The sequence below is a fragment of the Hydrogenophaga sp. genome (assembly GCF_030158645.1).
Lineage (GTDB): Bacteria > Pseudomonadota > Gammaproteobacteria > Burkholderiales > Burkholderiaceae_C > Hydrogenophaga.
Genome location: NZ_JAOASO010000093.1, coordinates 20,672 through 44,763 on the forward strand (window position 1 = coordinate 20,672; position 24,092 = coordinate 44,763).

Annotated in this window: 22 protein-coding genes and 1 pseudogene; 16 read left to right on the forward strand and 7 right to left on the reverse strand. The window is 65.8% G+C overall.

Annotated elements, in window-relative coordinates; translation table 11 throughout:
- Positions 1–21: 21 nt before the first annotated feature.
- The 3 genes and pseudogenes from Q1W68_RS10595 to Q1W68_RS10605 form a co-directional block, all read right to left on the reverse strand.
- Positions 22–1,299, reverse strand: a pseudogene (locus Q1W68_RS10595) (heavy metal translocating P-type ATPase); the annotation flags it as partial.
- Between the two features lie 220 nt (positions 1,300–1,519).
- Positions 1,520–2,617 (reverse strand): porin, encoded by a 1,098-nt coding sequence (locus Q1W68_RS10600; RefSeq protein WP_300652121.1) that lies wholly within the window; start codon positions 2,615–2,617, stop codon positions 1,520–1,522.
- 294 nt (positions 2,618–2,911) lie between these two features.
- Positions 2,912–3,970, reverse strand: a complete 1,059-nt coding sequence (locus Q1W68_RS10605; RefSeq protein ID WP_300716577.1) for a porin — start codon at positions 3,968–3,970, stop codon at positions 2,912–2,914.
- 327 nt (positions 3,971–4,297) lie between these two features.
- Here Q1W68_RS10605 and coq7 point away from each other — a divergent pair, with 327 nt between their 5' ends.
- Positions 4,298–4,957 (forward strand): 2-polyprenyl-3-methyl-6-methoxy-1,4-benzoquinone monooxygenase, encoded by a 660-nt coding sequence (gene coq7, locus Q1W68_RS10610; RefSeq protein WP_300652115.1) that lies wholly within the window; start codon positions 4,298–4,300, stop codon positions 4,955–4,957.
- A 9-nt stretch (positions 4,958–4,966) separates the two neighbouring features.
- Here the strand turns inward: coq7 and Q1W68_RS10615 are convergent, their stop codons facing one another.
- A complete protein-coding gene (locus Q1W68_RS10615) occupies positions 4,967–5,416 on the reverse strand; it encodes an OsmC family protein (protein ID WP_300652112.1) in 450 nt (149 codons plus the stop codon).
- 290 nt (positions 5,417–5,706) lie between these two features.
- On the opposite strand from Q1W68_RS10615, the gene ilvA reads away from it, so the two are divergent.
- Both ilvA and Q1W68_RS10625 read left to right on the forward strand, forming a co-directional pair.
- On the forward strand, positions 5,707–7,251 hold the full coding sequence (ilvA, locus tag Q1W68_RS10620) for a threonine ammonia-lyase, biosynthetic (RefSeq protein WP_300652158.1): 1,545 nt from the start codon (positions 5,707–5,709) through the stop codon (positions 7,249–7,251).
- A gap of 17 nt (positions 7,252–7,268) precedes the next feature.
- On the forward strand, positions 7,269–8,366 hold the full coding sequence (locus tag Q1W68_RS10625) for a nicotinate-nucleotide--dimethylbenzimidazole phosphoribosyltransferase (protein ID WP_300652109.1): 1,098 nt from the start codon (positions 7,269–7,271) through the stop codon (positions 8,364–8,366).
- Positions 8,367–8,398: 32 nt separating this feature from the next.
- Here the strand turns inward: Q1W68_RS10625 and Q1W68_RS10630 are convergent, their stop codons facing one another.
- Positions 8,399–8,908 carry a type II secretion system protein N gene (locus Q1W68_RS10630; RefSeq protein WP_300652106.1) on the reverse strand — a complete coding sequence of 170 codons (510 nt, stop codon included), beginning with the start codon at positions 8,906–8,908 and terminating at the stop codon, positions 8,399–8,401.
- 197 nt (positions 8,909–9,105) lie between these two features.
- On the opposite strand from Q1W68_RS10630, the gene gspG reads away from it, so the two are divergent.
- The 13 genes from gspG (at position 9,106) to Q1W68_RS10695 (ending at position 22,766) form a co-directional block, all read left to right on the forward strand.
- On the forward strand, positions 9,106–9,483 hold the full coding sequence (gene gspG / locus Q1W68_RS10635) for a type II secretion system major pseudopilin GspG (protein WP_300652157.1): 378 nt from the start codon (positions 9,106–9,108) through the stop codon (positions 9,481–9,483).
- A gap of 122 nt (positions 9,484–9,605) precedes the next feature.
- Positions 9,606–10,076: a prepilin-type N-terminal cleavage/methylation domain-containing protein gene (locus tag Q1W68_RS10640; RefSeq protein WP_300652104.1), complete on the forward strand. Its 471-nt coding sequence runs from the start codon at positions 9,606–9,608 to the stop codon at positions 10,074–10,076.
- The gene (gspI, locus tag Q1W68_RS10645) at positions 10,073–10,441 is read left to right on the forward strand and encodes a type II secretion system minor pseudopilin GspI (RefSeq protein WP_300660663.1); all 369 of its coding nucleotides are present in this window, start codon (positions 10,073–10,075) and stop codon (positions 10,439–10,441) included. Before Q1W68_RS10640 ends, gspI begins: the two co-directional genes overlap by 4 nt.
- On the forward strand, positions 10,442–11,122 hold the full coding sequence (locus Q1W68_RS10650) for a prepilin-type N-terminal cleavage/methylation domain-containing protein (RefSeq protein ID WP_300652099.1): 681 nt from the start codon (positions 10,442–10,444) through the stop codon (positions 11,120–11,122).
- Positions 11,123–11,367: 245 nt separating this feature from the next.
- Complete coding sequence (gene gspK / locus Q1W68_RS10655) at positions 11,368–12,342, forward strand: type II secretion system minor pseudopilin GspK (protein ID WP_300652097.1); 975 nt, start codon at positions 11,368–11,370, stop codon at positions 12,340–12,342.
- Positions 12,343–12,444: 102 nt separating this feature from the next.
- Entirely contained in the window at positions 12,445–13,749 is a 1,305-nt protein-coding gene (gspL, locus tag Q1W68_RS10660) for a type II secretion system protein GspL (RefSeq protein WP_300652094.1), read from the forward strand.
- A gap of 4 nt (positions 13,750–13,753) precedes the next feature.
- Entirely contained in the window at positions 13,754–14,293 is a 540-nt protein-coding gene (gene gspM / locus Q1W68_RS10665; protein ID WP_300652091.1) for a type II secretion system protein GspM, read from the forward strand.
- Positions 14,294–14,296: 3 nt separating this feature from the next.
- Complete coding sequence (gspN, locus tag Q1W68_RS10670) at positions 14,297–15,091, forward strand: type II secretion system protein N (protein WP_300658899.1); 795 nt, start codon at positions 14,297–14,299, stop codon at positions 15,089–15,091.
- A gap of 43 nt (positions 15,092–15,134) precedes the next feature.
- Positions 15,135–17,300 (forward strand): type II secretion system secretin GspD, encoded by a 2,166-nt coding sequence (gene gspD, locus Q1W68_RS10675; protein WP_300652086.1) that lies wholly within the window; start codon positions 15,135–15,137, stop codon positions 17,298–17,300.
- A gap of 10 nt (positions 17,301–17,310) precedes the next feature.
- The gene (gene gspE, locus Q1W68_RS10680; RefSeq protein ID WP_300652085.1) at positions 17,311–18,753 is read left to right on the forward strand and encodes a type II secretion system ATPase GspE; all 1,443 of its coding nucleotides are present in this window, start codon (positions 17,311–17,313) and stop codon (positions 18,751–18,753) included.
- Position 18,754: 1 nt separating this feature from the next.
- Positions 18,755–19,984, forward strand: a complete 1,230-nt coding sequence (gspF, locus tag Q1W68_RS10685; protein ID WP_300652082.1) for a type II secretion system inner membrane protein GspF — start codon at positions 18,755–18,757, stop codon at positions 19,982–19,984.
- Between the two features lie 94 nt (positions 19,985–20,078).
- Positions 20,079–20,975 (forward strand): 5'-nucleotidase, encoded by an 897-nt coding sequence (locus Q1W68_RS10690; RefSeq protein ID WP_300716587.1) that lies wholly within the window; start codon positions 20,079–20,081, stop codon positions 20,973–20,975.
- A gap of 12 nt (positions 20,976–20,987) precedes the next feature.
- Positions 20,988–22,766 (forward strand): ABC transporter ATP-binding protein/permease, encoded by a 1,779-nt coding sequence (locus Q1W68_RS10695; protein ID WP_300716590.1) that lies wholly within the window; start codon positions 20,988–20,990, stop codon positions 22,764–22,766.
- Here Q1W68_RS10695 and queC read toward each other — a convergent pair.
- Both queC and Q1W68_RS10705 read right to left on the reverse strand, forming a co-directional pair.
- On the reverse strand, positions 22,739–23,476 hold the full coding sequence (gene queC / locus Q1W68_RS10700) for a 7-cyano-7-deazaguanine synthase QueC (RefSeq protein WP_300652074.1): 738 nt from the start codon (positions 23,474–23,476) through the stop codon (positions 22,739–22,741). The two genes, Q1W68_RS10695 and queC, sit on opposite strands and share 28 nt — an antisense overlap.
- Positions 23,477–23,502: 26 nt before the next feature.
- Positions 23,503–24,092 (reverse strand): HDOD domain-containing protein (locus Q1W68_RS10705; protein WP_300716594.1); only part of this gene is annotated, 590 nt, incomplete at its 5' end.

A 24,092-nucleotide genomic window follows, 5' to 3' on the forward strand; every position in this document is an offset into this window, starting at 1 on the left:
TCTTTGCGTTTGCATGGCGGCTCACGACTTTCGGTTGAAAGTCGGCTCTACCTCTGTCCCACGAAGCAAGCGCGGGCCGTTGGTAACCACCAACAGGCTTGCGCCCATATCGGCGAAAACCGCCATCCACATGGTCGCGGTGCCCAGCACCAGAAACACACTCTTGATTCCCAATGCCAAGGCGATGTTCTGCCAGAGCACCGCGTGGGTGCGCTTGGACAGCCGTACCGTCTCGGCCACGCGCTGAAGGTTGTGGTTCATGATGACCACATCCGCTGCTTCCATGGCTGTGTCGGTACCTGCACCGCCCATGGCGAAACCAATGTCGGCCTGAGCCAACGTCGGTACATCGTTGATGCCATCGCCGGTCATGCCGGTAGGGCCATACCGCTGTTGCATCTCCTTGATCGCGTCAAGCTTGGCTTCGGGAAGCAAGTCGCCGCGTGCATCTTCGATGCCCGCCTGCGCTGCAATGGCCTTGGCGGTTGCGCTGTTGTCGCCGGTCAGCATGACTGAGGTCACGACGAGTACCTTGATGGCGACGATGGCCTGTCTAGAGGTCTCCCTGATGGTGTCAGCAACGGCAAACAGTGCGAGAACGCGGGATCCGTCCGCCAAGAGGGTCACCGTGAGGCCTTGCTTTTCGTGGACAGCGAGTTCCGCTTCCAGGTCAGGGGTGCACAGTCCCTGCTCATGAATCAGTCGGTGATTGGCCAGCACCAAGCGCGCACTATTCACCACACCCTCAACACCACGCCCAGGTAAAGCCTTGAAATCTTGCGCCTCTGGCCCCTGAACTTTCAGACCCTGAACAATTGCCTTGGAAACTGGGTGATCGGAACGGCTGGCCAGAGTGGCGACCATCTGCTGGGCCAATGCTTCATCGCCATCACCTCAATTTCGCCACTGCACAAGCTTCGGTTTGCCCTTGGTGATGGTGCCCGTCTTGTCCAGTGCCACTGCTTTCAGGAGTCGGGCGTCCTCCAGGTAGGTACCACCTTTGATCAATATTTCGCGGCGGGCACCGGCTGCCAGTCCGCTGACCACAGTGACAGGCGTGGAAATCACCAAGGCACAGGGGCAGGCGATCACCAGCAGCACGAGCGCCTTTTACAGCGCTTCCAGCCAGGTCAGGCCCATCAAAAACGGCGGGAGAACCGCCACAGCCACTGCAATGGCGAAGACCGCAGGCGTGTAGATGGCGGCAAAGCGATCGACGAATCGCTGTGTCGGCGCACGCGTGCCTTGCGCTTGCTCAACAGCTTGAATGATCCTCGCCAGAGTCGTGTTGCTCGACATCCACGTCTTGTGGGCTGGCGGTTTCTTGTTTCATGAACCCATTGGACATCTTGAAGCCACTCCGCCGCCAACTCTCGTTCAAGTCTCTGAAAAATAGGCTAACCCACGCAGATTGCCCACCAAGACGGGGCAGTCTTGATCCCCGAAGCCGGGTTCAGGCGTAAAAAAACCCGCCGTGTTGCCACGGCAGGTTTCTATTCAGATGACAATCAAATCGACATCAGAAAGAGTGCTGCACACCCACAGCGAACAAGCTCGACTTCACGGTCAAATCGGAGGCAGTAGGCTGAGCTTTCAATTTCGTCTGGGTCACAGCGGTGTAGGCCAGGGTGCGCTTTGACAACGCGTACTTGGCGACGACAGAATAGCCCGTGGTCTTTGCAACAGCGGTGCCATTGTCTTTGATTTTAGACTGGGCATATCCACCACCGATGGTGAGATTGGCGCCGAGAGGAGCTTCCAAGCCGATATTGTACTCGTTGGCTTTCGTCGAACCTGCCACACCAGTTTCCACATGCTTGACCGTGTTGAAGCCCGCAACCACTTTCAAGGCGCCAAGATCATAGGAGCCGTTGATCAGGGTGTATGAAGTTTTACCGTTACCCAAAGTGAAAGCGGCTACGACCAATGGATCGGTCAAAAAGCCGGGGATCGCGCTGAAAGTGCCGTTAGCACCGTTCTGCTTTTGCTGCTGGTGAGCAATTCCGGCCACCACAGGCCCTGCTGCGTAGTTCAAGCTGAGGGAGGTGATGCTCGAGGCTTTAGAACCTGGAGCCGCAGTCTTGTCTTCACCAAACGCGTACGCAACCGAACCAGTCAATCCACCGAAGCTAGGTGTGGTGTACGCAACCATGTTGTTTGGGTTGTCTTCGTAGCTCAGCCAAGTTGAGAAGGACGAAGCAATATTGGCAGTAAACGTATCGTTTGCAGCAAAGCGGGTGTTGTCATACGGCGTCCAATCTGGGCCGAGGTTGATCTCACCAAACCCGCCAGAGAGACCGACCTTTGCAATACGGCTTCCGAGCCTAGTTGCCTGTGGTGCGTCTGGGGAAATTGCCGTCTCAATAGTGAAATTTGCCTTCAAGCCACCGCCCAGATCTTCAGTACCCTTGAAGCCGATGCGGCTCGTGGCAAGACCACCGCTGTTCAACACGGAATTGCGCGTGGAGCCGTTTGCAGCAGGGACGATCGTGCTGCTGATGTCGGTCTTGGTGGATCCCACCCAAACGTCCATCAAACCATAGATGGTCACGCTGGACTGAGCCATAGCGGCACCGGAGGAAGCCAGAACGGCCAAAGCGATCAGGGACTTTTTCATTGAAATTTCCTTGTGAGGATGCAACCACGTTGCAGATTGATGAAACGGACAAGCGAATCTTAGTGCGGTTGCTGCCCACAGCTACGGGTATCCCCTAGCAAGTCGCGATCAAGGCGACTTTTTGTTGCTTGCATGCAACGATAAGCCTGACCAGAAGACCGGCTGCCAGAGGTGCCAGATCCGACTTCACGCCATAGAAAAGCAGATTCCAATGAAAAAAGCCCGGCACAAAGTGCCGGGCTTTAGAACTGAACCAGTCGACAGCCCAGGAAAAGGCTGTCCATGTCTCAGCTATTAGAAAACGTGGCTGATACCGACGTTGTAGCCAGTCGAACGGCCGTTCGCTGCGCCCGTGTTGGCTGGATTGGTAGAACTAAGCGACAAAGCAGCACCGTTTTTGTTCTTCAGCGAAGCAACGGTCGCGTAGACAGCGGTGCGCTTGGACAAGTCGTAGATGTAGCCCAGCGCAAACTTCGTGATTTTTTGATCCGTTGGGGTTCCCAAGTCGATCTTCGTGTTGTTGTAAGAGACGCGCGCGCGGCCTGGACCGACAGGGGCGACAGCACCGATTTCAAAGTTGCTGACTTTTGCGACGAACGCACCAGTTGCTGCGTTGGTGCCCTTTTCCTGACCGAAGTTCGTCATCAACTTGGCAACGCCGAAGTCATACGACACGCCACCCACTGTGGATTTGTGATCCCGAGTGGCTCCAGAGCCGTCTGTGTCGCTGTAGGCCAGTTCAGCCATCAGCGGACCAGCCGAGTAGTTCAAGCGCAAGCCAGCACTGCGGCCTGCGTTGTTACCGGCAGCAGCCTGCTCGTCGAATGCGTATTGGGCATGGGCTTGGAAACCGGCCATACGAGGCGTGTTGTAAGTGATGGCGTTGTTGTTCCAGATCGGGTTGGTCTGGCCAGTAACCGTGTGGGCCACCACGCGGTTGGCAAAACCGAAGCCGTTGCCCACACCACCAGTGCCGAATGGCGAGAACAGGAAACCCGACCAGAAAGTGGTGGAGTACTCACGGCCCAGACGGACCTCACCAAAGCCACCTTCCAAACCCACCCAAGCGCCACGATCACCAATCGAGCTGGCGCCTGGCTGATCTGCGGTCAAGCTCGTTTCAATCTGGAATTTCGCCTTCAAGCCACCGCCAAGGTCTTCCGTGCCACGGAAACCCAGACGGTTGGTGGTCATGTTGCTGCTGGTCAGGCCAGTGTTGTCGGTGCTGCCGACGCCGCTGTTGTTCACGCTGGCGAAGCCAACGTCAACCACGCCGTACAGGGTGACGGACGACTGGGCCATTGCGGCGCCGGTGGCGGCCAGGGCGGCCAAAGCAATCAGGGTCTTTTTCATGGAAAGTTTCTCCAAGGGTTGAATAAGGACTGGTGGTCTCTGCCGCCGAGCCGACCTCCATCAGAAGGTTGGATGAATTGCATCAGAAAGTGATGGAGGGCGCCACGGTGGAAACCGCATTTCTGGCGTTCTGGTGCCCTTCCATGGTGCTTCTGTTGCACCACCGCGACGCACTCGGTAGTTACCCTTAAGCCATTCATTCACAGATACTTTGCGGGGTATCCACCTGGGTTATCGAGGTGATTTGGGTACACGTAGCAACATCCCCCCATGATGGTCGCCAAGCCTTTGGCAGCCTTGTTTTCCATTCACGCAGACGGACCTTCCATGAGCACTGCTTCAGACGCTTTGATCAACGCCGCAGACTCGGCACTGAGAACCCTGTTTGTCACCCCGAGGGCCTCACGGGATTGCCCAACGGTTCCAGAACGGGCGACCGACCACGAACTCAGCGATGCTGACAAGCACCTCTCTGGTGCCTTGATGCGGGTGAATCATGTGGGCGAGGTGTGCGCCCAGGCGCTGTACACGGCGCAGGCGCTCACGGCGCGCTGGCCGGGCCAGTCTGCCCAGCCCAATGAGGGACTGGCCCGTCAACTCGAAGCGGCAGGCAAAGAGGAAACAGACCACCTGGCCTGGACCCAGACGCGGCTGGACGAGCTGGGTGCGCGCGCCTCGCTGTTGAACCCGCTTTGGTATGCAGGGGCGTTCGGCCTGGGTCTGCTGGCCGGGCGCCTGGGGCACGGCGTGAGCCTGGGCTTTGTGGTGGAAACCGAGCGGCAGGTGGAAGCCCACCTGGCCGAACACATGGAGCGCCTGCCGGCGGGCGACCATGCTTCGCGTGCCATCGTCGCGCAAATGAAGCTGGATGAGGCCCGGCACGCGCGCGAGGCCATGAGCGCAGGGGCGGTGGAGCTGCCCGCGCCGGTGAAGGGCCTGATGAAGCTGGCGGCCAAGGTCATGACGACGGTGGCACACCGCATCTGAGGCGCTGGATCAGGCTTCCAGCACGTCGAAACTGGTGGTGATGTCCGCCGTCTTGCCCAGCATGATGCTGGCCGAGCAGTATTTGTCGTGGCTCATGGCAATGGCGCGCTCCACCGCCAAGGGAGGGATGGCTTTGCCGCTCACCGTGAAGTGCATGTGGATCTTGGTGAAAACTTTGGGGTCGGTGTCTGCCCGTTCGGTCTCCAGCTTGACGCTGCAGCCACGCACATCATGGCGACCCCGCTTGAGGATCAACACCACGTCGTAGGCGGTGCAGCCGCCGGTGCCGGCCAACACCGTTTCCATGGGACGCGGCGCCATGTTGGCTCCGCCGTTCTCGGGTTTCGCTTCGTCTGGCGCGCCATCCATGGTGATCACATGGCCACTGCCGGTTTCGGCCACAAAACCCATGTGGGAGCGGGTGCCGGCAGCGCCGGTCCAGGTAACGGTGCATTCCATGGGCGTGTCCAGTCGTGAAGTAGTCGCGGGGTGGGTGGTGAATTTGGGGGCAACGCCCTAGAAAGCGCCAAAAAACGACGCCGCATGTTGCGTCGCAACATGGCTTCGATATACTGGCGGCATTGTATGTAAGGTTGTCTCCTCTGCCCCCCGTGGGTGGATTCAAGCCCGGACCGGTTCTGCCAGTCCGGGCTTTTTTTCGCCCCGATATGATGCGGCTGGAGAACATTCGTATGACAAACCGCCCCGCCAAATCCCCAGTCCCGATCTCGCCTTCGCCCGTCACCGCCATGGGACCGGCGGATTATTTGAAAAAGATCCTGACCGCTAGGGTATACGACGTGGCGGTGGAATCGGCGTTGGAGCCGGCGCGCAACCTGAGCGAGCGGCTGCACAACACGGTGTTGCTCAAACGCGAAGACCAGCAGCCGGTGTTCAGTTTCAAGCTGCGTGGGGCCTACAACAAGATGGCGCACCTCACGCCGGAACAGCTCAAGAAAGGCGTGATCTGCGCCTCGGCCGGCAACCACGCTCAAGGGGTGGCGTTGAGCGGTCGCAAGCTGGGGACGCGCGCGGTGATCGTCATGCCGACCACCACGCCCCAGGTGAAGATCGATGCGGTGCGCGGCTTCGGCGGTGAGGTGGTGTTGCACGGCGAGAGCTACACCGACGCCTACAACCACGCGGTCGGGCTGCAGAAAAAGCAGGGGCTCACGTTTGTGCACCCCTTCGACGATCCGGACGTGATCGCCGGCCAGGGCACCATCGCCATGGAAATCCTGCGGCAGCTGCAGAGCTTGGGCTCCGACCACCTGGACGCGGTGTTCGTGGCCATCGGCGGGGGCGGCCTCATTTCCGGCGTGGCCAACTACATCAAGGCGCTGCGCCCCGAGATCAAGGTCATCGGCGTGCAGATGAACGATTCGGACGCCATGATCCGCTCGGTGCGCGAGGGCGAACGAACCACCCTCGCCGACGTGGGCTTGTTCTCCGACGGCACGGCGGTCAAGCTGGTCGGTGAGGAAACGTTCCGCATCGCCCGCGGTCTGGTGGACGAGTTCATCACGGTGGATACCGATGCGGTGTGCGCGGCCATCAAGGACGTGTTCGTGGACACGCGCAGCATCGTGGAGCCGGCGGGCGCGCTGTCGGTGGCGGCCATCAAGCAATACGTGGCCACCCACAAGACGCGTGGTCAGACCTACGCGGCCATTTTGTGCGGCGCCAACATGAATTTCGACCGGCTGCGGTTCGTGGCCGAGCGCGCCGAAGTGGGCGAGGAGCGCGAGGCCCTGTTTGCCGTGACCATTCCCGAGGAGCGCGGCAGCTTCCGGCGCTTCTGCGAACTCATTGGCGACCTGCCGGGCGGCCCCCGCAACGTGACCGAATTCAACTACCGCATCCACGACGGCAGCAAAGCCCATGTGTTTGTGGGTCTGACCACGCAGGGCAAGGGCGAGTCCGCCAAGATCGCAAAAAACCTGATCAAGCACGGCTTCCAGACGCTGGACCTCACGCACGACGACCTGGCCAAGGAACACATCCGCCACATGGTGGGCGGGCATTCCCCGCTGGCGCACGACGAACGTTTGCTGCGCTTCGTGTTTCCGGAGCGGCCGGGCGCGTTGCTCAAGTTCCTGAGCCTGATGCGCCCGGGCTGGAACATCAGCCTGTTCCACTACCGCAACCAGGGGGCGGACTACGGGCGCATCCTGGTGGGTCTGCAAGTGCCCGCCCGGGACCACAAGGCGTTTGACAAGTTTCTCGAAACGCTGGGTTATCCCTGCGTGGAAGAGACCAACAACCCCGTTTACCGCCTGTTCCTTCAAAGTTGAGCGCGGCGGATCGCAACATGGCACAAGACCCCATTTTTGCTCCCATTTCCAAACGCTCGGCGGCGCTCCCAGACGCGCTGAAGTTGCCACCGGTGGCGGGAACGTCCGACACCATGCTGGAATTTGCGCTGCGCCAACGCCTGGCGCCGACGGGCATGCCGGAGCACGCCCTGGGTCGCATGGAAACCTTGGTGTTGCAGCTGGCTCGGGCGCAAAACGGCTCGGCCATCGAGTTCGATTTGCTGGCTTTCGACTCGCCACAACTGGTGGTCTTTGCCGCCGATCATGGGATCGCGGACGAAGGCATGTCGTCGATGGCGCCCACGATGACGGAACAGATGGTGATGCAGTTGCTGCGCGGTCAGGCTCCGGTGAACGCGTTGGCCGCGCTGCATGGCTTCGACCTCACCGTGGTGGACGCGGGCATGGCCAAGCCGATCTCTGCGCCGGGCAACACCAAGTTGCGCGGCTCGCTGCTGCTTCGCAAGATCGCCTACGGCACGCGCAACGTGTTGCTCGGGCCGGCCATGTCGACCGCACAGGCGGTCTCGGCTGTGCACGCCGGCATGGACGTGGTGCGCCACCTGCCAGGCAATGTGATCGCGCTGGCCGACGTGGGTGTGGCCAACGCGGTGAGCGCGTCCTTGCTGCTGTCGCGTCTGTGCGGCGTGCCGCTGGTGGACGCTTTCGGCCGCGACGAGACCGAGGCCAGCGCATTGGACGACACGCACCACGTGCAGCGGGTAGAAAAACTGTCGGCAGCCGCCGCGCGCCACCGCAACGCCATCGGTCCGTTTGAAGCGCTGGCCGCGCTCGGCGGGTTCGAGATCGCCATGATGACCGGCGCGATGCTGCAGGCCGCCAGCGAACGTCGCGTGGTGCTGGTGGACGGCTACGTGGCCGGTGCCGCCGCCCTGGTGGCGCGCGGCCTGTGTCCGGATGTCGTGGACTATCTGGTGTTCACCCACCGCGCAGCCGATGCCGGACACCGTCTGCTGCTCATCCACATGCAGACGCAACCGCTGCTCGACATGGGTCTTCGCATTGGCCAGGGAACCGGTGCGCTCATGGCCTGGCCGATGCTGCTGGCCGCGCAGAGTCTGCTGGAGCGGTAGACCACCGTCCCGCCCGGCCGTGCGCGTTCACATCAGGAAGGCGCGGCGGGATTCTCAGGCAAGCTCAATTCGACGGTGGTCGGCCCGTCAACCGACGCCCCCAGCCGAGCGCTGCGGCGCGTCACGGCTTGCAGGACCAGACCGCCTTCCAGCGAAGCGCCGACCCGGTAGGGCCTCGGCAGCTGGCCGTTCACCGCGATCAACGCTGCGCCACCGGGCGCGTTGGTGGCCACCACGCCCGACAGGCTGTACTGCGTGGCCGTTGCCACCGGGACCACAGGGGCTTGCGCCGCCTCGGGTCGCGCCCCCAGCACCCGCGCCACGGAGGCGGTGTCCACCTCCAGCGCCGACGGGGCTGCAAGGCTCAGTGGCGTGAGCGGCGAACGCCCGGCGGCGAGCAACACCCAATAACCCGCGCTCAGGCCCGCCGCCATCCACAACAGCACCGCGACCCAAGCCGGCGCGCGCCGGCCGGCGCCTGGGCGCGCACTGGAACTGTCCATGATGGAACCCGATTGATCGAACGCAGAGCGGAGTTTCATATGCGCGGATTATGATCTTTTGGCCTCCTCAGACCAGGCGGGGCCACACGACAGCAAACGCCTCAGGGCGCTTGCCCCCCAGTTCAGTTTTCGGGAGTCCGATTTTGACCAGCCACCGCCAACACGTCCCCGCGGACAGCCCGCGACGCTTTTCCACCGTGGGCGCTTTGCAGCGGGGCTTCACCTTGATCGAGCTCATGGTGGTGCTGGTCATCATCGGCGTGCTGGCGGCGCTGATCGTGCCCAACGTGCTCGATCGCGCCGACGACGCACGCGTCACGGCGGCCAAGACCGATGTCAACAACCTGATGAAGGCGCTCAAGCTCTACCGCCTCGACAACCAGCGCTACCCTACCGGCGAGCAAGGCCTCAACGCGCTGGTGGCCAAGCCGACCACCGGCCCGGTGCCGCCCAATTGGCGCCCCTACCTCGACAAGCTGCCAGCAGACCCCTGGAGCCGCCCGTACCAGTACCTCAACCCGGGCCTCAAGGGCGAGGTGGATGTGCTGTCGCTCGGCGCCGACGGACAGCCGGGCGGGGAAAACCGGGACGCCGACGTCGGAAGCTGGCAGTGAAACCAGTGCCCCCACGCTCCGCCGCTGCGCGGGTCGCTGCCCCCCAGGGGGGCTGCTTAGCCTGGGGGCGGCCCGGCGGCGAAGCTGTGCCCCCACGCTCCGCCGCTGCGCGGATCACCTGAATGAGACGCGTGCGCCGCAACCTCGGCTTCACCCTGATCGAGCTGATGGTGGTGGTGACGCTGGTGGCGCTCGCCACCGCCGGCGTGACGCTGGCCTTGCGCGACGATGGCGCGACGCGGTTGGAGCGTGAAGCGCTGCGACTGTCGGCACTGATCGAAGCAGCCCGGGCACAGTCGCGCACCAGTGGTGTGCCGGTGGTGTGGCGCAGCCTGCCGCAGGGGTTCGAATTTGTGGGCATCCCAGCGCCAAGCAGCACCATGCCATCGCCAGACAGACAGGGCGGGCCGCGCACGTGGCTCAGCGCCGACACCGTGGCCCAGGTGACCCAGCCGCCAGGCGCCCTCAGCCTGGTGCTGGGACCGGAGCCCCTCATTGCTGCGCAGCGCCTGGTGCTGCGGCAGGGTGATCGGCGCCTGACGCTGGCCACCGATGGCCTCTCGCCTTTTGCCGTGGTGCTGGAGGCGCCATGAAACCGCAACGCGGTTTCACCCTCATTGAAGTGCTGGTGGCGCTGGCGGTGATTGCCATCACCCTCGCTGCCGGGCTGCAGGCCACCGGTGCGCTCGCGCGGGCAGCACAACGCCAGAGCGACCAGTGGCTGGCCCAGCTGTGCGCCGACAACGAGCTCACGCGGCTGCGCTTGCTGCGCCAGCTGCCCGGCACGGGTGACAGCCAGGTACCTTGTACGCAGGCCGACCGGCAGATGCGGGTGCTGGTGTCGGTGCTGCCCACGCCCAACCCGAATTTCCGACGCATCGACGCCGTGGTGCAAGGCGATGTGGACGGGAACCCGGTGCGTTTGCTGTCCCTGTCCACGATCCAGGGTCGGTACTGAATGCGCAGGGAACAGGGCTTCACCCTCATCGAACTGCTGGTCGCCATCGTGGTGATGTCGATGCTGGCCCTGCTGAGCTGGCGCGCCATCGACGGCATGACACGCACGCAAACCCTCACGCAGGAACGCGCCGATGGGCTGCTGCGGCTGCAGTCGGCGCTGGGGCAATGGAGCGCCGACCTCGACGCCGTGCTCGACACCGGCGAGGTGGCGCCGGTGGATTTCAACGGACAGACGTTGCGCCTCACGCGGCGCGACAGCACAGAGTCCGGACTGGACAGCCCGGGTGTGCGGGTGGTGGCGTGGGCGCTGCGTCCCACAGCCGCGGGCGGACAGTGGTCGCGCTGGCAATCGGGGCCATTGCGCCAGCGCGACGAGCTGGCCCGCGCCTGGCAACGCGCGGCCGACTGGGGGCGCGGCACCCCGGGCGCGGCCGCTGCGGGGGCCGACAGTTCGCTGTCGGTGATCGGTGTGGCGCAGTGGCAGGTTTTCTACCACCGGGGAGAAACCTGGGGCAACCCGCTGTCGTCGGTGGGCACCGAAGTCGCCAACGGCGGCAGGCCCGCCGCGAACACCATGCCCAATGGCGTGCGGCTGCAGCTCAGCCTGACGGGTGGGCAGGGTTTGAGCGGTGATCTCCTGCGCGACTGGGTTCGTCCCACCCTGGAAGCGGGCCGATGAACTTGCCCCCACGCTCCACCGCTTCGCGGCTCGCTGCCCCCCCAGGGGGCTGTTTCACCTTGGGGCGGCCCGGCGGTGAAACCTTGCCCCCACGCTCCACCGCTTCGCGGCTCGCTGCCCCCCCAGGGGGCTGTTTCACCTTGGGGCGGCCCGGCGGTGAAACCTTGCCCCCACGCTCCACCGCTTCGCGGCTCGCTGCCCCCCCAGGGGGCTGTTTCACCTTGGGGCGGCCCGGCGGTGAAACCTTGCCCCCACGCTGCAGACAACGCGGTGCGGCGCTGTTGCTGGCCATGCTCACCGTGACGCTGGTGGCCACGCTGGCCTCGGCGGCGCTGTGGCAGCAGTGGCGGTCCATTGAAATCGAACAGGCCGAGCGCCAGCGCGTGCAGGCGGGCTGGATCCTCACCGGCGCGCTGGACTGGGCGCGCCTGATCCTGCGCGAAGACGCACGCGGCAACCAGAGCAGCGGCAACGCCGACCATCTGGGCGAACCCTGGGCCCTTCCCCTGGAGGAAGCCCGCCTCTCCAGCTTTTTGGCCGCCGACCGGAACAACAGCGCCGACAGCACCTTGCAGGCCTTCCTCTCCGGCGAAGTGATCGACATGCAGTCGCGGCTGAACTTCAACAACCTGGTGCGCACCACGGGCGCGGGGGCCTCGACGAAGGTGGAAACGGTGGAGGCGGATCTGCGGGCTTTCACCCGGCTGTACGAGCAGCTCGGCTTGCCGCTGGGCGAACTCACCACCGCTGCCGAGGCACTGCGCAACACCACCCAGCGCGCACTCACCGATCCCCTGCCCTCGCCGACGCCGCTGGTGCCCACCAAACTCTCGCAACTGGGTTGGCTGGGCATCAGCCGCGCCAGCTTGTCGGTGCTGGAGCCGCACGTCACGGTGTTGCCCGAGCGCTCGGCCCTCAACCTCAACACGGCCGGCGCCGAGGCGATCCAGGCGAGCGTGCCCGAACTGGACCTTGCCCAGGCCCGCCAGGTGGTGGCTGCGCGCGAGCGCAGTCCGTTCAAGACGCTGGCCGACGTGGTCACCGCCGTGCCTGCCACCGGTGGCAAGCTGGGGGATCAAGCCCACGGCACCCGCAGCCGCTACTTTGAAGTGCGCGGGCGCCTGCGGCTGGACAACGCGGTGATCGAAGAACGTTCGCTGGTGGTGCGCAACGATCTGGAGGTGCGCGTGTCGTGGCGGGAGCGCTTCACCCGACCCTGACAGCCCCGGCGGCTGCGCAGCGCTCATGACGCGTGTCCAGCTGTCACACTCCCTCTCTAGAATGGACCATTTTGTGGCGCTCGCCACGCCAGCCGAACCACTGTGCTGATCGTCACCCCTGCGGACTTCTCTGCTGCCACCCACCTGCCCGCATCGGCGCTGTTCGACTGGGCGCTGTCGGCCAATGGTCAGCAGGTATCGGAGACCGGCCAGTGTGGTGCCTCGTTGTTGCCCCGCGATGACGACGTGGTGCTGGTGCTGCCACCGCGCGCGGTATCGTGGCACAGCGTGGCCCTGCCCAAGGTCGCTGCCAACCGATTGCGCGCGGCCCTGGACGGTTTGCTGGAAGACCGTGTGCTGGCCGACGTGAACGACCTCCATTTCGCATTGGAGCCCGGTGGAAAATCGGGCCGGACGGTGTGGGTGGCTGCGGTCCACAAGGGTCGTCTCAGCGCCTGGCTGCAAGTGCTGGAGGCGGCGGGCCGGCCGGTGTCCCGCATCGTGCCTGCACTGTCACCGCTGGCCCGCGGCGACGCTCCACTGTTGCCGCCCGGCGCTGCGCACAGTGCCGAAGCCGTTGCCCCCGCGTCCATCCACTGGGCCCACAGCGAAGGCGGGCAGGCCTGGCTGGCCAGCGCCAGCGCACTCGGCGTGGCATGCACACCGCTGGCGGAAGGCAGCGCCGGCACCGGCGGGCTGAACGCCTTGATGCCCATGCCCGCAGGGCAGTCCGGCCTCCTGCACAGTGACGCCGCTGAACCAGGCCTCTGGTGGGCCGACCCGGCCGTGGCGGCCCTGGCCGAGCGTCTGCTGGACCAGCGGTTCGAGCTCGCGCCCTTGCCGCAATGGCTGCTGCGCTGTGCGCAGTCCGAGTGGAACCTGGCGCAGTTCGATCTCAGCCTGTCGTCCGGCGCGCGGCGCGGACAGCGCTGGCGCCGCGCGCTGCAGCAGGGACTGAGCGCACCGCAATGGCGACCCGCGCGATGGGGTCTGGCCGTGCTGGCGGTGGTGAACCTCGTGGGGCTCAACACCGCGGCCTGGCAGGAGCGCAGCGCATGGGCCGCCAAGCAGCAAGCGGTGCGCCAGACGCTGCAGCAGACTTTTCCGCAGGTCACGCTGGTGCTCGACGCACCGGTGCAGATGCAACGAGAACTGGCGCGCCTTCAACAGGCCAGCGGGTCCCTGGCCTCGGGCGATCTGGAAACGCTGCTGGGCGCGATCGATCAGGCCTCCAGCGGCGATCCCCTCACACCCACCTCCGTGGTCTTCACCCCGGGCGACGGTCGTTTGACGGGCTGGGGCGGTACCGAAGATCAACTCCGCTCATTGCAGCAAGCGCTGGAGCGCGGCGGATGGCGCGCGCGCCTGGACGGCGCCGAGCTGACCCTCAACCCACCGGCACCCTGAACCCATGGCCACCCGCACCGCGCCGCCCCAGTCGCTGCTCACCCGCTTCACCGCACCGCTGGGGGCCGCGCTGCACCGCCTTTCGCCCCGCGAACGGCGGGCCGTCCTGAGTGCCGCCTGGGTGTTGGGCTTGGGTCTGCTGTGGTGGCTGGCGGTGGCACCCGCCCTCACCACCCTGCGCGAGGCGCCCGGACGCCACGCTCGGCTGGACGCCGAGCTGAACCAGATGCAGCGCATGGCGGCCACCGCCAGCGCGCTGCGGGCGGACACGAACGCGCAGCCCCCGGGCAGAGAAGCAGCGCAACGCGCACTGGAAGCGGCCACCGCATCGCTGGGGGGCACCGCCCAGCTCTCGGTCCAGGGCGACCGCGCCACCGCGACCCTGCGGGGCACGCCACCGGCGGCCCTGGCGCAGTGGCTGGCGCAGGTTCGCATCAACGCCCGGCTGTTGCCCCTGGAGACGCAAATCACGCGCGACCCCAGCTCCGGCCACTGGAGCGGCACCGTGGTGCTGACCGGCCCGGGCCTGGCCGGGGGGAGCTGAAGCATGAACGCGCGCTGGCCTTCACGCATGGCCTGGCTGGGCGCACTGCTCGGGCTGGTCATGGCGGTGTTGCTGTTCGCGCCGGCACGCTGGCTGGCGCAGGCCATCAACTCGGCCACCGCGGGTCAGCTGCAACTGGTCAACGCGCGCGGCACGGTCTGGCACGGCCAGGCCGATGTGCTGCTCACCGGGGGCGAGGGCAGCCAGACCCGTGCATCGCTGCCGCAAGGCGTGCAGTGGCGCCTGTCGCCCACCTTGTCGGGTGGTTGGCCTGCCATGGCGATGCAGCTCACTGCGCCCTGTTGCACGCCACAGCCGATGGCGATGACCCTCAAACCCCACCCCGGTGGCGTCGAGCTGCGGTTGGCCGCCGTGAGCAGCCGCTGGCCCGCCCAGCTGCTCATGGGTCTGGGCACACCCTGGAACACCCTGCGCATCGACGGGGTGCTGAGCCTGCAGACCGAAGGCCTGAGCCTGCGCTGGGCGGGCGGACGGGGCAGCCTCCAAGGGGCTCTGGCGCTGGAGGCCCAGGACCTGAGTTCGCGCCTGTCCACCTTGCGCCCGCTGGGCAGTTACCGCATGGACCTGAGCACCGACGCCGAAGGGCGCAATACCGCGCTGGTGTTGCGCACGCTCAATGGGCGCTTGCGGCTGCAAGGCGAGGGTCAATGGGTGGGCGGGCGCCTGCGCTTCTCCGGCGTGGCCGAAGCCGCGCCCGACAGCGAAGCCGCGCTGGCCAACCTGCTCAACATCATCGGGCGCCGGCAAGGCCCGCGTTCACTGCTGAACATCGGGTAACAACACCCATGGCTCCAAACCTCCCAACCCTTACGATCGCCCCATGAAACCGAGCTCCAACGCCGCCGCCCCCGGCAAGTCCATGACAGCCATCGCGCTGGCCGTGTTGCTGACGCTCGGCATCGGCACCCTCTCACCGCTGCAGGCGCAAACCCGCAGCGGCGAGCCTGTCACGCTGAATTTTGTGGGGGCCGAGATCGAATCCGTGGCGCGCACCATGGCCACCATCACGGGTCGCAACGTGGTGGTCGATCCGCGCGTGAAAGGCACGATCAACCTGGCCACCGAACGCCCGGTGTCGCCCACCGCTGCACTCAACCAGTTTGCAGCGGTGCTGCGCCTGCAGGGTTTTTCGATCGTGGACACCGGGGGTCTGTACAAGATCGTGCCGGAGGCTGATGCCAAGCTGCAAGGCAATGTGGTCAACGCCGGATCGGTCAATGCGCTGCCCACCTCGAACCAGATCGTCACGCAGATCTTCCGGCTCAACCACGAGTCGGCCAACAACCTGGTGCCGGTGTTGCGCCCCCTGATCGGGCCCAACAACACCATCAATGTGAACCCCGGCAACAACTCGCTGGTGATCACCGATTACGCGGACAACCTGCAGCGCATCGGCCGCATCATCACCTCGCTGGACGTGGCGGGCGCCACCGACGTGGAGGTGATCCCGCTGCAGCACGCGGTGGCCGCCGATCTGGCCGCGCTGGTGTCGCGCCTGATCGACCCGGCGGTGACCGCTGGCGGTGCCGGCCAGGCCGACGCTTCCTACAAGACCACCTTGATCGCCGAGCCACGCAGCAACAGCCTGGTGCTGCGCGCCGCCAACCCCGCGCGACTGGCGCTGGTGCGCTCGCTCGTGACCCGGCTCGACCAGCCCTCGTCGGCCAACGTGAGCGGCAACATCCATGTGGTGTACCTGAAGAACGCAGACGCGGTGGCGCTGGCGACCACGCTGCGGGCGGCGCTGGCGGGTGAGTCTTCGGCCGGCGGCGGCGGCAGCGGCCTGGCCGCCAGTGCCCGCGCGACCAGCCCCTTGAACACAGCGGGCGCCGGCAACCCCTCCGGCAGCCCGGTGGCCGCCAGCGCACAACCGTCCACGGGCGGCCAGATCCAGGCCGACCCGGCCACCAACTCGCTGATCATCACCGCGCCCGAGCCGCAATACCGCCAACTGCGTGCCGTGATCGACCAGCTCGATTCGCGCCGTGCGCAGGTGTATGTGGAGAGCCTGATCGCCGAAGTCAACGCCGACAAGGCGGCCGAGTTCGGCATTCAATGGCAGGGCGCACTGGGCAATTCGGGCGACTCGCTCATCGGCTTGCTCGGCACCAACTTCGGCTCCGGTGGACAAAACATCATCGACCTGGCCAGTGGCAACGCCACACCGACGCCGGGGCTCAATGTGGGCGTCGCGCGCCGAACCAACGGCGTTTACGTGCTGGGCTTTCTGGCGCGTTTCCTGCAGCAGAACGGCGAGGGCAACATCCTCTCCACCCCCAACCTGCTCACCCTGGACAACGAGGAAGCCAAGATCGTGATCGGCCAGAACGTGCCGTTTGTCACCGGTCAGTTCACCAACACCGGCAGCAACAACGGCTCGGTCAACCCGTTCCAGACCATCGAGCGCAAAGACGTGGGCCTGACCCTGCGTGTGAAACCGCAGATCAGCGAGAACGGCACCATCAAGCTGACCATTTTCCAGGAGGTCAGCAGCGTGCAGGCCTCGTCGGTCAACTCGGCCTCGGGGCTCATCACCAACAAACGCTCGATCGAGTCCACCGTGCTGGTCGACGACGGCGCCATCGTGGTGCTCGGCGGCCTGCTGCAGGACGAGTTTGCAGCCAACCAGGACAAGGTGCCGGGCCTGGGCGACGTGCCGGTGTTCGGCAACCTCTTCCGCAGCGAAAGCCGCTCGCGCCGCAAGACCAACCTGATGGTCTTCCTGCGGCCGGTGGTGGTGCGCGACGCGCGCGCCACCAGCAGCCTGGCACTCGACCGTTACGAACTCATGCGCTCGGTGCAGCAAGACTCGCAGCCCAAACCCAGCAGCGTGCTGGGCATCAACGAGGCGCCGGTGATGCCGGCGCCTCTGACGCCCAACACGATGACGCTCACGCCGCAAGCGCCTTCGCTGGCCAACCCGCAGTCGTCGCCACCACTGAACCCACCCGTGGCGCCAGCGGCACCTGCCGCACCCGCGCAGTGAGGCCCGGGCCGTGAAGTACCCACTGCCCTACGCCTTTGCGCGCGAACACCTCTGGCTGGTCGAGGACGACGGTGCCACGCAGACGCTGCTGGGCAGCAGCACGCCCGCCGCCGACGCGCTCGCCCAGACCCGGCGTCTCTCGGCCCTGTCCGAAATCCTGCGCTGCCACCCGGTGCAGGGTCTGCACTGGGAAGATGGCGAGAGTTTGAAGCAGCGCATCAGCGTGGCCTATTCGCAAGGCGAGTCGAGCGCAGCGGCCGTGGTGAGCGAGGTGCAGGGCGACGCCGACCTGAGCCGCATGATGCAGGAGCTGCCGGCCATTGAAGACCTGCTGGAAACCGCCGACGACGCGCCCATCATCCGCATGCTCAACGCCCTGCTCACGCAGGCCGCGCGCGACGGCGCCAGCGACATCCACATCGAACCGTTTGAACGCACCTCCAGCGTGCGCTTCCGGGTGGACGGCACGCTGCGCGAGGTGGTGCAACCCAACCGCGCGCTGCACGCCGCGCTGATCTCGCGCCTGAAAATCATGGCGGAACTCGACATCTCCGAGAAACGGCTGCCACAGGACGGCCGCATCTCGCTGCGCATCGGCACCCGGGCGGTGGACGTGCGCGTGTCCACCCTGCCCAGCGCGCACGGCGAGCGCGCGGTGCTGCGCCTGCTCGACAAGAGCGAGAGCAAGCTCAGTCTGGAAGCCGTGGGCATGCAGGGCGATGTGCTCGCGCGTTTTCGCAAACTGATCGGCCAGCCACACGGCATCATCCTGGTGACCGGCCCCACCGGCTCGGGCAAGACCACCACGCTCTACGCCGGCCTGCAACGCCTGGACGCCAGCACGCAGAACATCATGACGGTGGAAGATCCGATCGAGTACGAGCTGCCGGGCGTGGGCCAGACGCAGGTGAACGCCCGCATCGACCTCACCTTTGCCAAGGCGCTGCGCGCCATCCTGCGGCAAGACCCCGACGTGATCATGATCGGCGAGATCCGCGACTTCGAGACCGCGCAGATCGCCATCCAGGCTTCGCTCACCGGCCACCTGGTGCTGGCCACGCTGCACACCAACGACGCGCCCAGCGCCGTGACCCGCCTCACCGACATGGGCGTTGAGCCCTTCCTGCTCAGTTCGTCGCTGCTGGGCGTGCTGGCGCAGCGGCTGGTGCGCAAGTTGTGTGTGCACTGCCGCCGCCAGGACGACCAGGGCCTGTGGCACCCGGTGGGCTGCGAGCACTGCAACCACAGCGGCTACAAGGGTCGCACCGGGATTTACGAACTGATGGTGGCCGACGAGCCGATCCGCGCGCTGATCCACAACCGTGCGGCGGAAAGCCAGATCCGCTTGGCGGCCGAAGCCGGTGGTTTGCAGTCGATGCGGGCCGATGGACAGCGCTTGATCGATGCCGGCATCACGTCGCTTGAAGAGGTGATGTCAGTGACGCGCGATTGACATGCCCGCCTACACCTTCGAAGCCCTCGACGCGCAAGGCGCCACACAACGCGGCCTGATCGATGCCGACACCGCCCGCTCGGCGCGCAGCATGCTGCGCGCTCGCGCGCTGGTGCCCCTGCTGGTGGAGCCCGCCACCGGCGGTGGCACCCACGTCAAAGGCAGCGGGCTCAACGTCACGCTGTGGGGCGGGCGCGTGTTCAGCGCCACCACGCTCGCGGTGTGGACGCGCCAGATCGCCGGCTTGGTGGCAGCCGGTCTGCCGCTGGAGCGGGCGCTCTCCGCCCTGACCGACGAAGCCGAAGACAAACTGCAACGCAACCTCATGGCGTCGCTGCGCTCCGAAGTCAACGCCGGCGCACCGTTTGCGCAGGCGCTGGCGCAACATCCGCGTGAGTTCTCGGCCATTTACACCTCGGTGATCGCCGCAGGCGAACAAAGCGGCCAGCTCGGCACGGTGCTGGAACGCCTGGCCGACGATCTGGAAGCGCGCGAAGCACTGAAAAACAAGCTCGTCGCCGCTTCGCTCTACCCCGCCATCGTCACGCTGGTGGCGATCGTGATCGTGGTGTTTCTGGTGTCCTACGTGGTGCCGCAGGTGGCCAGCGTGTTTGCCGGCAGCAAGCGCGCCCTGCCAGTGCTCACCGTGATGATGCTGGGCCTGAGCGATGTCGTGCGCAACCACGGCTGGCTGATGCTGGTGGCGCTGGTGCTGGGCAGCGGCGCCCTGGTGATGGCGCGGCGCAACGCACCGCTGCGTCTGCGCATGGACGCTGCCTGGTTGCGCTTGCCGCTGGTGGGCCGCCTGGCACGCGGCTTCAACGCCGCCCGCTTTGCCGCCACACTGGCCATGCTGGCCGGGGCCGGCGTGCCCATCCTGCGGGCCTTGCAGACCGCGGCCGAGACCCTGAACAACCAGGCCATGCGGGCCGACGCGCTGGACGCCCTGGTGCTGGTGCGCGAGGGCGCACCACTGGCATCCGCCCTGGCCAGCAAAAAACGCTTCCCCCCGCTCGTTTCAATGTTTGCCCGCCTGGGCGAACAGACCGGCCAGCTGCCCGCCATGCTGGACCGCGCCGCCGAACAGCTCAGTGCCGAGGTGCAACGCCGCGCCATGCACATGGCCACCATACTGGAGCCCTTGCTCATCGTGGGCATGGGTGTGGTGGTGATGCTGATCGTGCTGGCGGTCTTGATGCCCATCATCCAGCTCAACCAGCTGGTCACCTGACCCACGCCCGCGGGCTGGCCAAGCCAGTTCCGTGGCGTTTGCTGTACAAGGCACGCTGGTTTGCGATGTTTCAATCGACTCAGGTAACTTTCCCATGGGCGTAACTCTCGACGGCAAACTCGTGGTTGCCATTTCTTCCCGCGCGCTGTTCGATTTTGAAGAAGAGAACCGGCTGTTTGAAACCGGGGACGACCGGTCCTACATGAAGCTGCAGCTGGAACGGCTGGACACGCCCGCGCAGCCCGGCGTGGCGTTTTCGCTGGTGCACAAGCTGCTGGCATTCAACGACGCCGACGCGCAGCGCGTGGAGGTGGTGATCCTCTCGCGCAACGACCCGGTCTCGGGCATGCGGGTGTTCCGCTCGGCGCAGCACTACGGCCTGCCCATCCAGCGCGGCAGCTTCACGCGCGGCCAGCCGCCCTGGCGGTACCTGCGCCCGCTGCGCGCCAACCTGTTCCTCTCCACCCACCTGGCGGATGTGCGCGCTGCGCTCGACGCCGGCGTGCCCGCCGCGCAGGTGTACCCGCACTCGGTGCACGCCAGCGACGCGCACCCGCACGAGGTGCGCATCGCCTTCGACGGCGACGCCGTGCTGTTCTCCGACGAGGCCGAGCGCGTCTACCAATCGGAAGGGCTCTCGGCGTTTCAGGAACACGAGGCCAGCAAGGCCGCATTGCCGCTGGCCGGCGGCCCGTTCAAGCCCCTGCTCGAAGCCCTGCACCGACTGCAAAGCGAAGGCACGCCACGCATGCGCGTGCGCACCGCGCTGGTGACCGCGCGCAGCGCCCCGGCGCACGAGCGCGCCATCCGCACGCTGATGAACTGGAACATCGAGGTCGATGAGGCCATGTTCCTCGGCGGCCTGCCCAAGGGCGAGTTCCTGCGCGAGTTCGAGCCCGACTTCTTCTTTGACGACCAGACCGGCCACATCGAATCCGCCTCGCTGCACGTGCCCTCGGGACATGTGGTCAGTGGCGTTTCCAACCTTTGAGCAGGTGAACCGATGACCCTGACTGAAAAATTTCAGAGCTTCCGCGTGTTCGCACGCAAGGTGGGTCGCCTCACCGTGCCCTACTTCCAGTCGGAAGAAAAGTGGAAGGCGCGCGCGCTGCTCGTGGCCATCGTGGCGCTCAACCTCGCCTCGGTCTACATGCTGGTGCTGCTCAACGAGTGGAACCGCGTGTTCTACGACGCACTGCAAAACAAGGACGCGGCGGTGTTCTGGCGCGAGCTCGGCCGTTTCACGTATCTGGCCTTCGGCTTCATCATCATCGCGGTCTACCGCTTCTACCTCACGCAGTTGCTCGAGATGCGCTGGCGCGCCTGGATGACCGGCCACTACCTCGACCGCTGGCTCTCCAACAAGGCCTTCTACCACCTCGAAATCGCCCGCTTTGCCAAGGGTGAAGACGCGCCGCCCGACAACCCGGACCAGCGGATCGCCGAAGACATGAACCTCTTCACCAGCTACACGGTGAGCCTCACGATGGGCCTGCTCAACGCGGTGGTCACGCTGGTGAGCTTTGTCGGCATTCTGTGGACGCTCTCGGGCAGCTTCGCTTTCTCGTTCAACGGCAGCGAATACACCATCCCCGGCTTCATGGTGTGGATGGCGGTGCTCTACTGCGCGCTCGGCAGCGTGATCACGCACTACCTGGGCCGCTCGCAGATCGCGCTCAATTTCAAGCAGCAGCGCTATGAGGCCGACTTCCGCCACCACCTCGTGCGTGTGCGCGAGTACAGCGAATCGATCGCGCTCGACCGCGGTGAACCCGTGGAACGCCAGCAACTCGGTGGGCGCTTCGGTGAGGTGATCGGCAACTACCTCAAGCTCATCAACGCGCAGAAGCGCCTGACCTGGTTCACCGTGGGCTTCGGACAGGCCGCCGTGGTGTTCCCCTTCATCGTGGCCGCGCCGCGCTTCTTCAGCGGCGCGATCCAGCTCGGTGAACTGATCCAGATCTCGTCGGCCTTCGGACGTGTGCAGGACTCGCTCTCGTGGTTCGTCGACAACTACAGCAGCCTGGCCGCCTGGCGCGCCACCACCGACCGCATCACCAGTTTCGAAGAAAGTTTCCAGGCGCTGGAGGCCTCCGAACACATCGCCGCGCCGCAGCCCAACGCGCAGGATGCGCTGGCGATCGATGACCTGCGACTCGCACTGCCCGGTGGCGCACCGCTGCTGGCGGTGCAGGGTCTGCAGGTGTCACCGGGCGACACGGTGCTGGTGAAAGGTCCGTCGGGCAGCGGCAAGTCCACGCTGTTCCGCGGGCTGGCCGGCATCTGGCCCTGGGCGCAGCGCAGCCTGCGCACGCCCGAAGGCTTTGCGAACCAGGTGATGTTTTTGCCGCAGCGCCCCTACTTCCCGCTGGGCTCGCTGCGCGACGCGCTGGCCTACCCCGAACCCGCCGCGCGCTACAGCGACGCCGAGCTGCAGCAAGCACTGACGGATGCGCTGTTGCCCGACCTGGGCACGCGCCTGGACGAGCACGACGCCTGGGGTCAGAAGCTCTCGGGCGGCGAACAGCAACGCCTGGCCATCGCCCGCGCGATGCTCAAGCAACCGCGCTGGCTGTTCGTGGACGAAGCCACCAGCGCGCTCGACGAAGCGGCCGAGGCCACGGTCTACGCCCGCCTCCAGGCTTTGGTGAAAGAGCGCAACGGCGCGCTGGTGTCCATCGCCCACCGGCCCGGGGTGGCCGGGTTCCACCGGACGCAGTGGACGTTCACGCTGGACGCGACTGGGGAGGCGCGTTACAAGTTGCTGGCCTCGCCCACGTAACGTTCCCACCCCCGCGCCCGCAACTCGCAAGCCGGGCAGCGCCCGCATCCATAACCCCAGGCATGCCGGTGCTCGCGGTCGCCGAGGTAGCAGGTGTGGGTGTGCTCCACGATCAGGTCCACCAGGGCCTGGCCGCCCAGGTTCTCGGCCAGGCGCCAGGTGGCGGCTTTGTCGATCCACATCAGCGGGGTGTCGATCAGGAAGCGGTGGTCCATGCCCAGGGACAGCGCCACCTGCAGCGCTTTCATGGTGTCGTCGCGGCAGTCGGGGTAGCCGGAAAAATCGGTTTCGCAGACGCCGGTGACGATGACCTGGATGCCGCGGCGGTAAGCGAGTGCCGCTGCAAGGGTGAGGAACAGCAGGTTGCGACCCGGCACGAAGGTGTTGGGCAGACCACTGCTCTCCATGCGAAAGGCCATGTCGCGGGTGAGCGAGGTCTCGCTGACCTTGCCCAGCACCGCCAAATCGAGCAGGTGGTCTTCGCCCAGGCGATCGGCCCAGTGCGGGAAACGCTCGCGCATCTCGCGCAGCACCACGAGCCGGGCCTGCAGTTCGACGCTGTGGCGTTGGCCGTAGTCGAAGCCCAGGGTTTCCACGCGGGGGAAACGTTCGAGGGCGTGGGCGAGGCAGGTGGTGGAGTCTTGCCCACCGGAAAACAGCACGAGGGCGCTGGTGTGGTGGGGGGTGTGGTGTGAGGTGGCGGCGGTCATGGGCGCGATGGTAGCGCCCGGACCGTTCAGGCCATGCGCTCCGAGCGCACGCCCGCGTGATCACGGCTGGTGGCCAGCATCCGGATGAGTGCGCGGTTGGCCTGTTCCAGGCTCACCTCGTTGCGCTCGCACACGGTGCTCAGGCGATGCAGCTGACCGGGCTCACCCTGGGCGCGTGCCACATCGAGCAACGGGTGGTAGGGACCGTCGTGGCGCAGCACCGCGTCGTACAAGCGGCCGGAGAGGGGCAGTTTGTGCAGCAGCTCCGAGAGCGGCGCGTGCAGGAGTTTGTCGAGCTGGGCGAACAGCGCGGTGGTGTAAACCTCCAGCCGCAGGTTGTCTTCGGAGCCGGTGGCCAGCAGGTGCTGAGCCAGGCGCGCGCGCATGACCATGGCGGCGCGCACAGGTTGCAGGTCGTTGTCGGTTTCGCTCCCGGGTGCTTGTTCAAACAGCCAGCGTCCGAGCTCGCGAAAGCCCAGCATCATGAGCGCGTGGCGCAGCGAGCCGATTTCATGGCGACCACCGTAGGCGGCCGAATTCACCAGCAGGAGGATGCGGTAAACCAGCACCGGGTCCTGGCGCACGAGCCGCTCCAGGCGTTCGAGCGAGCAGTCGT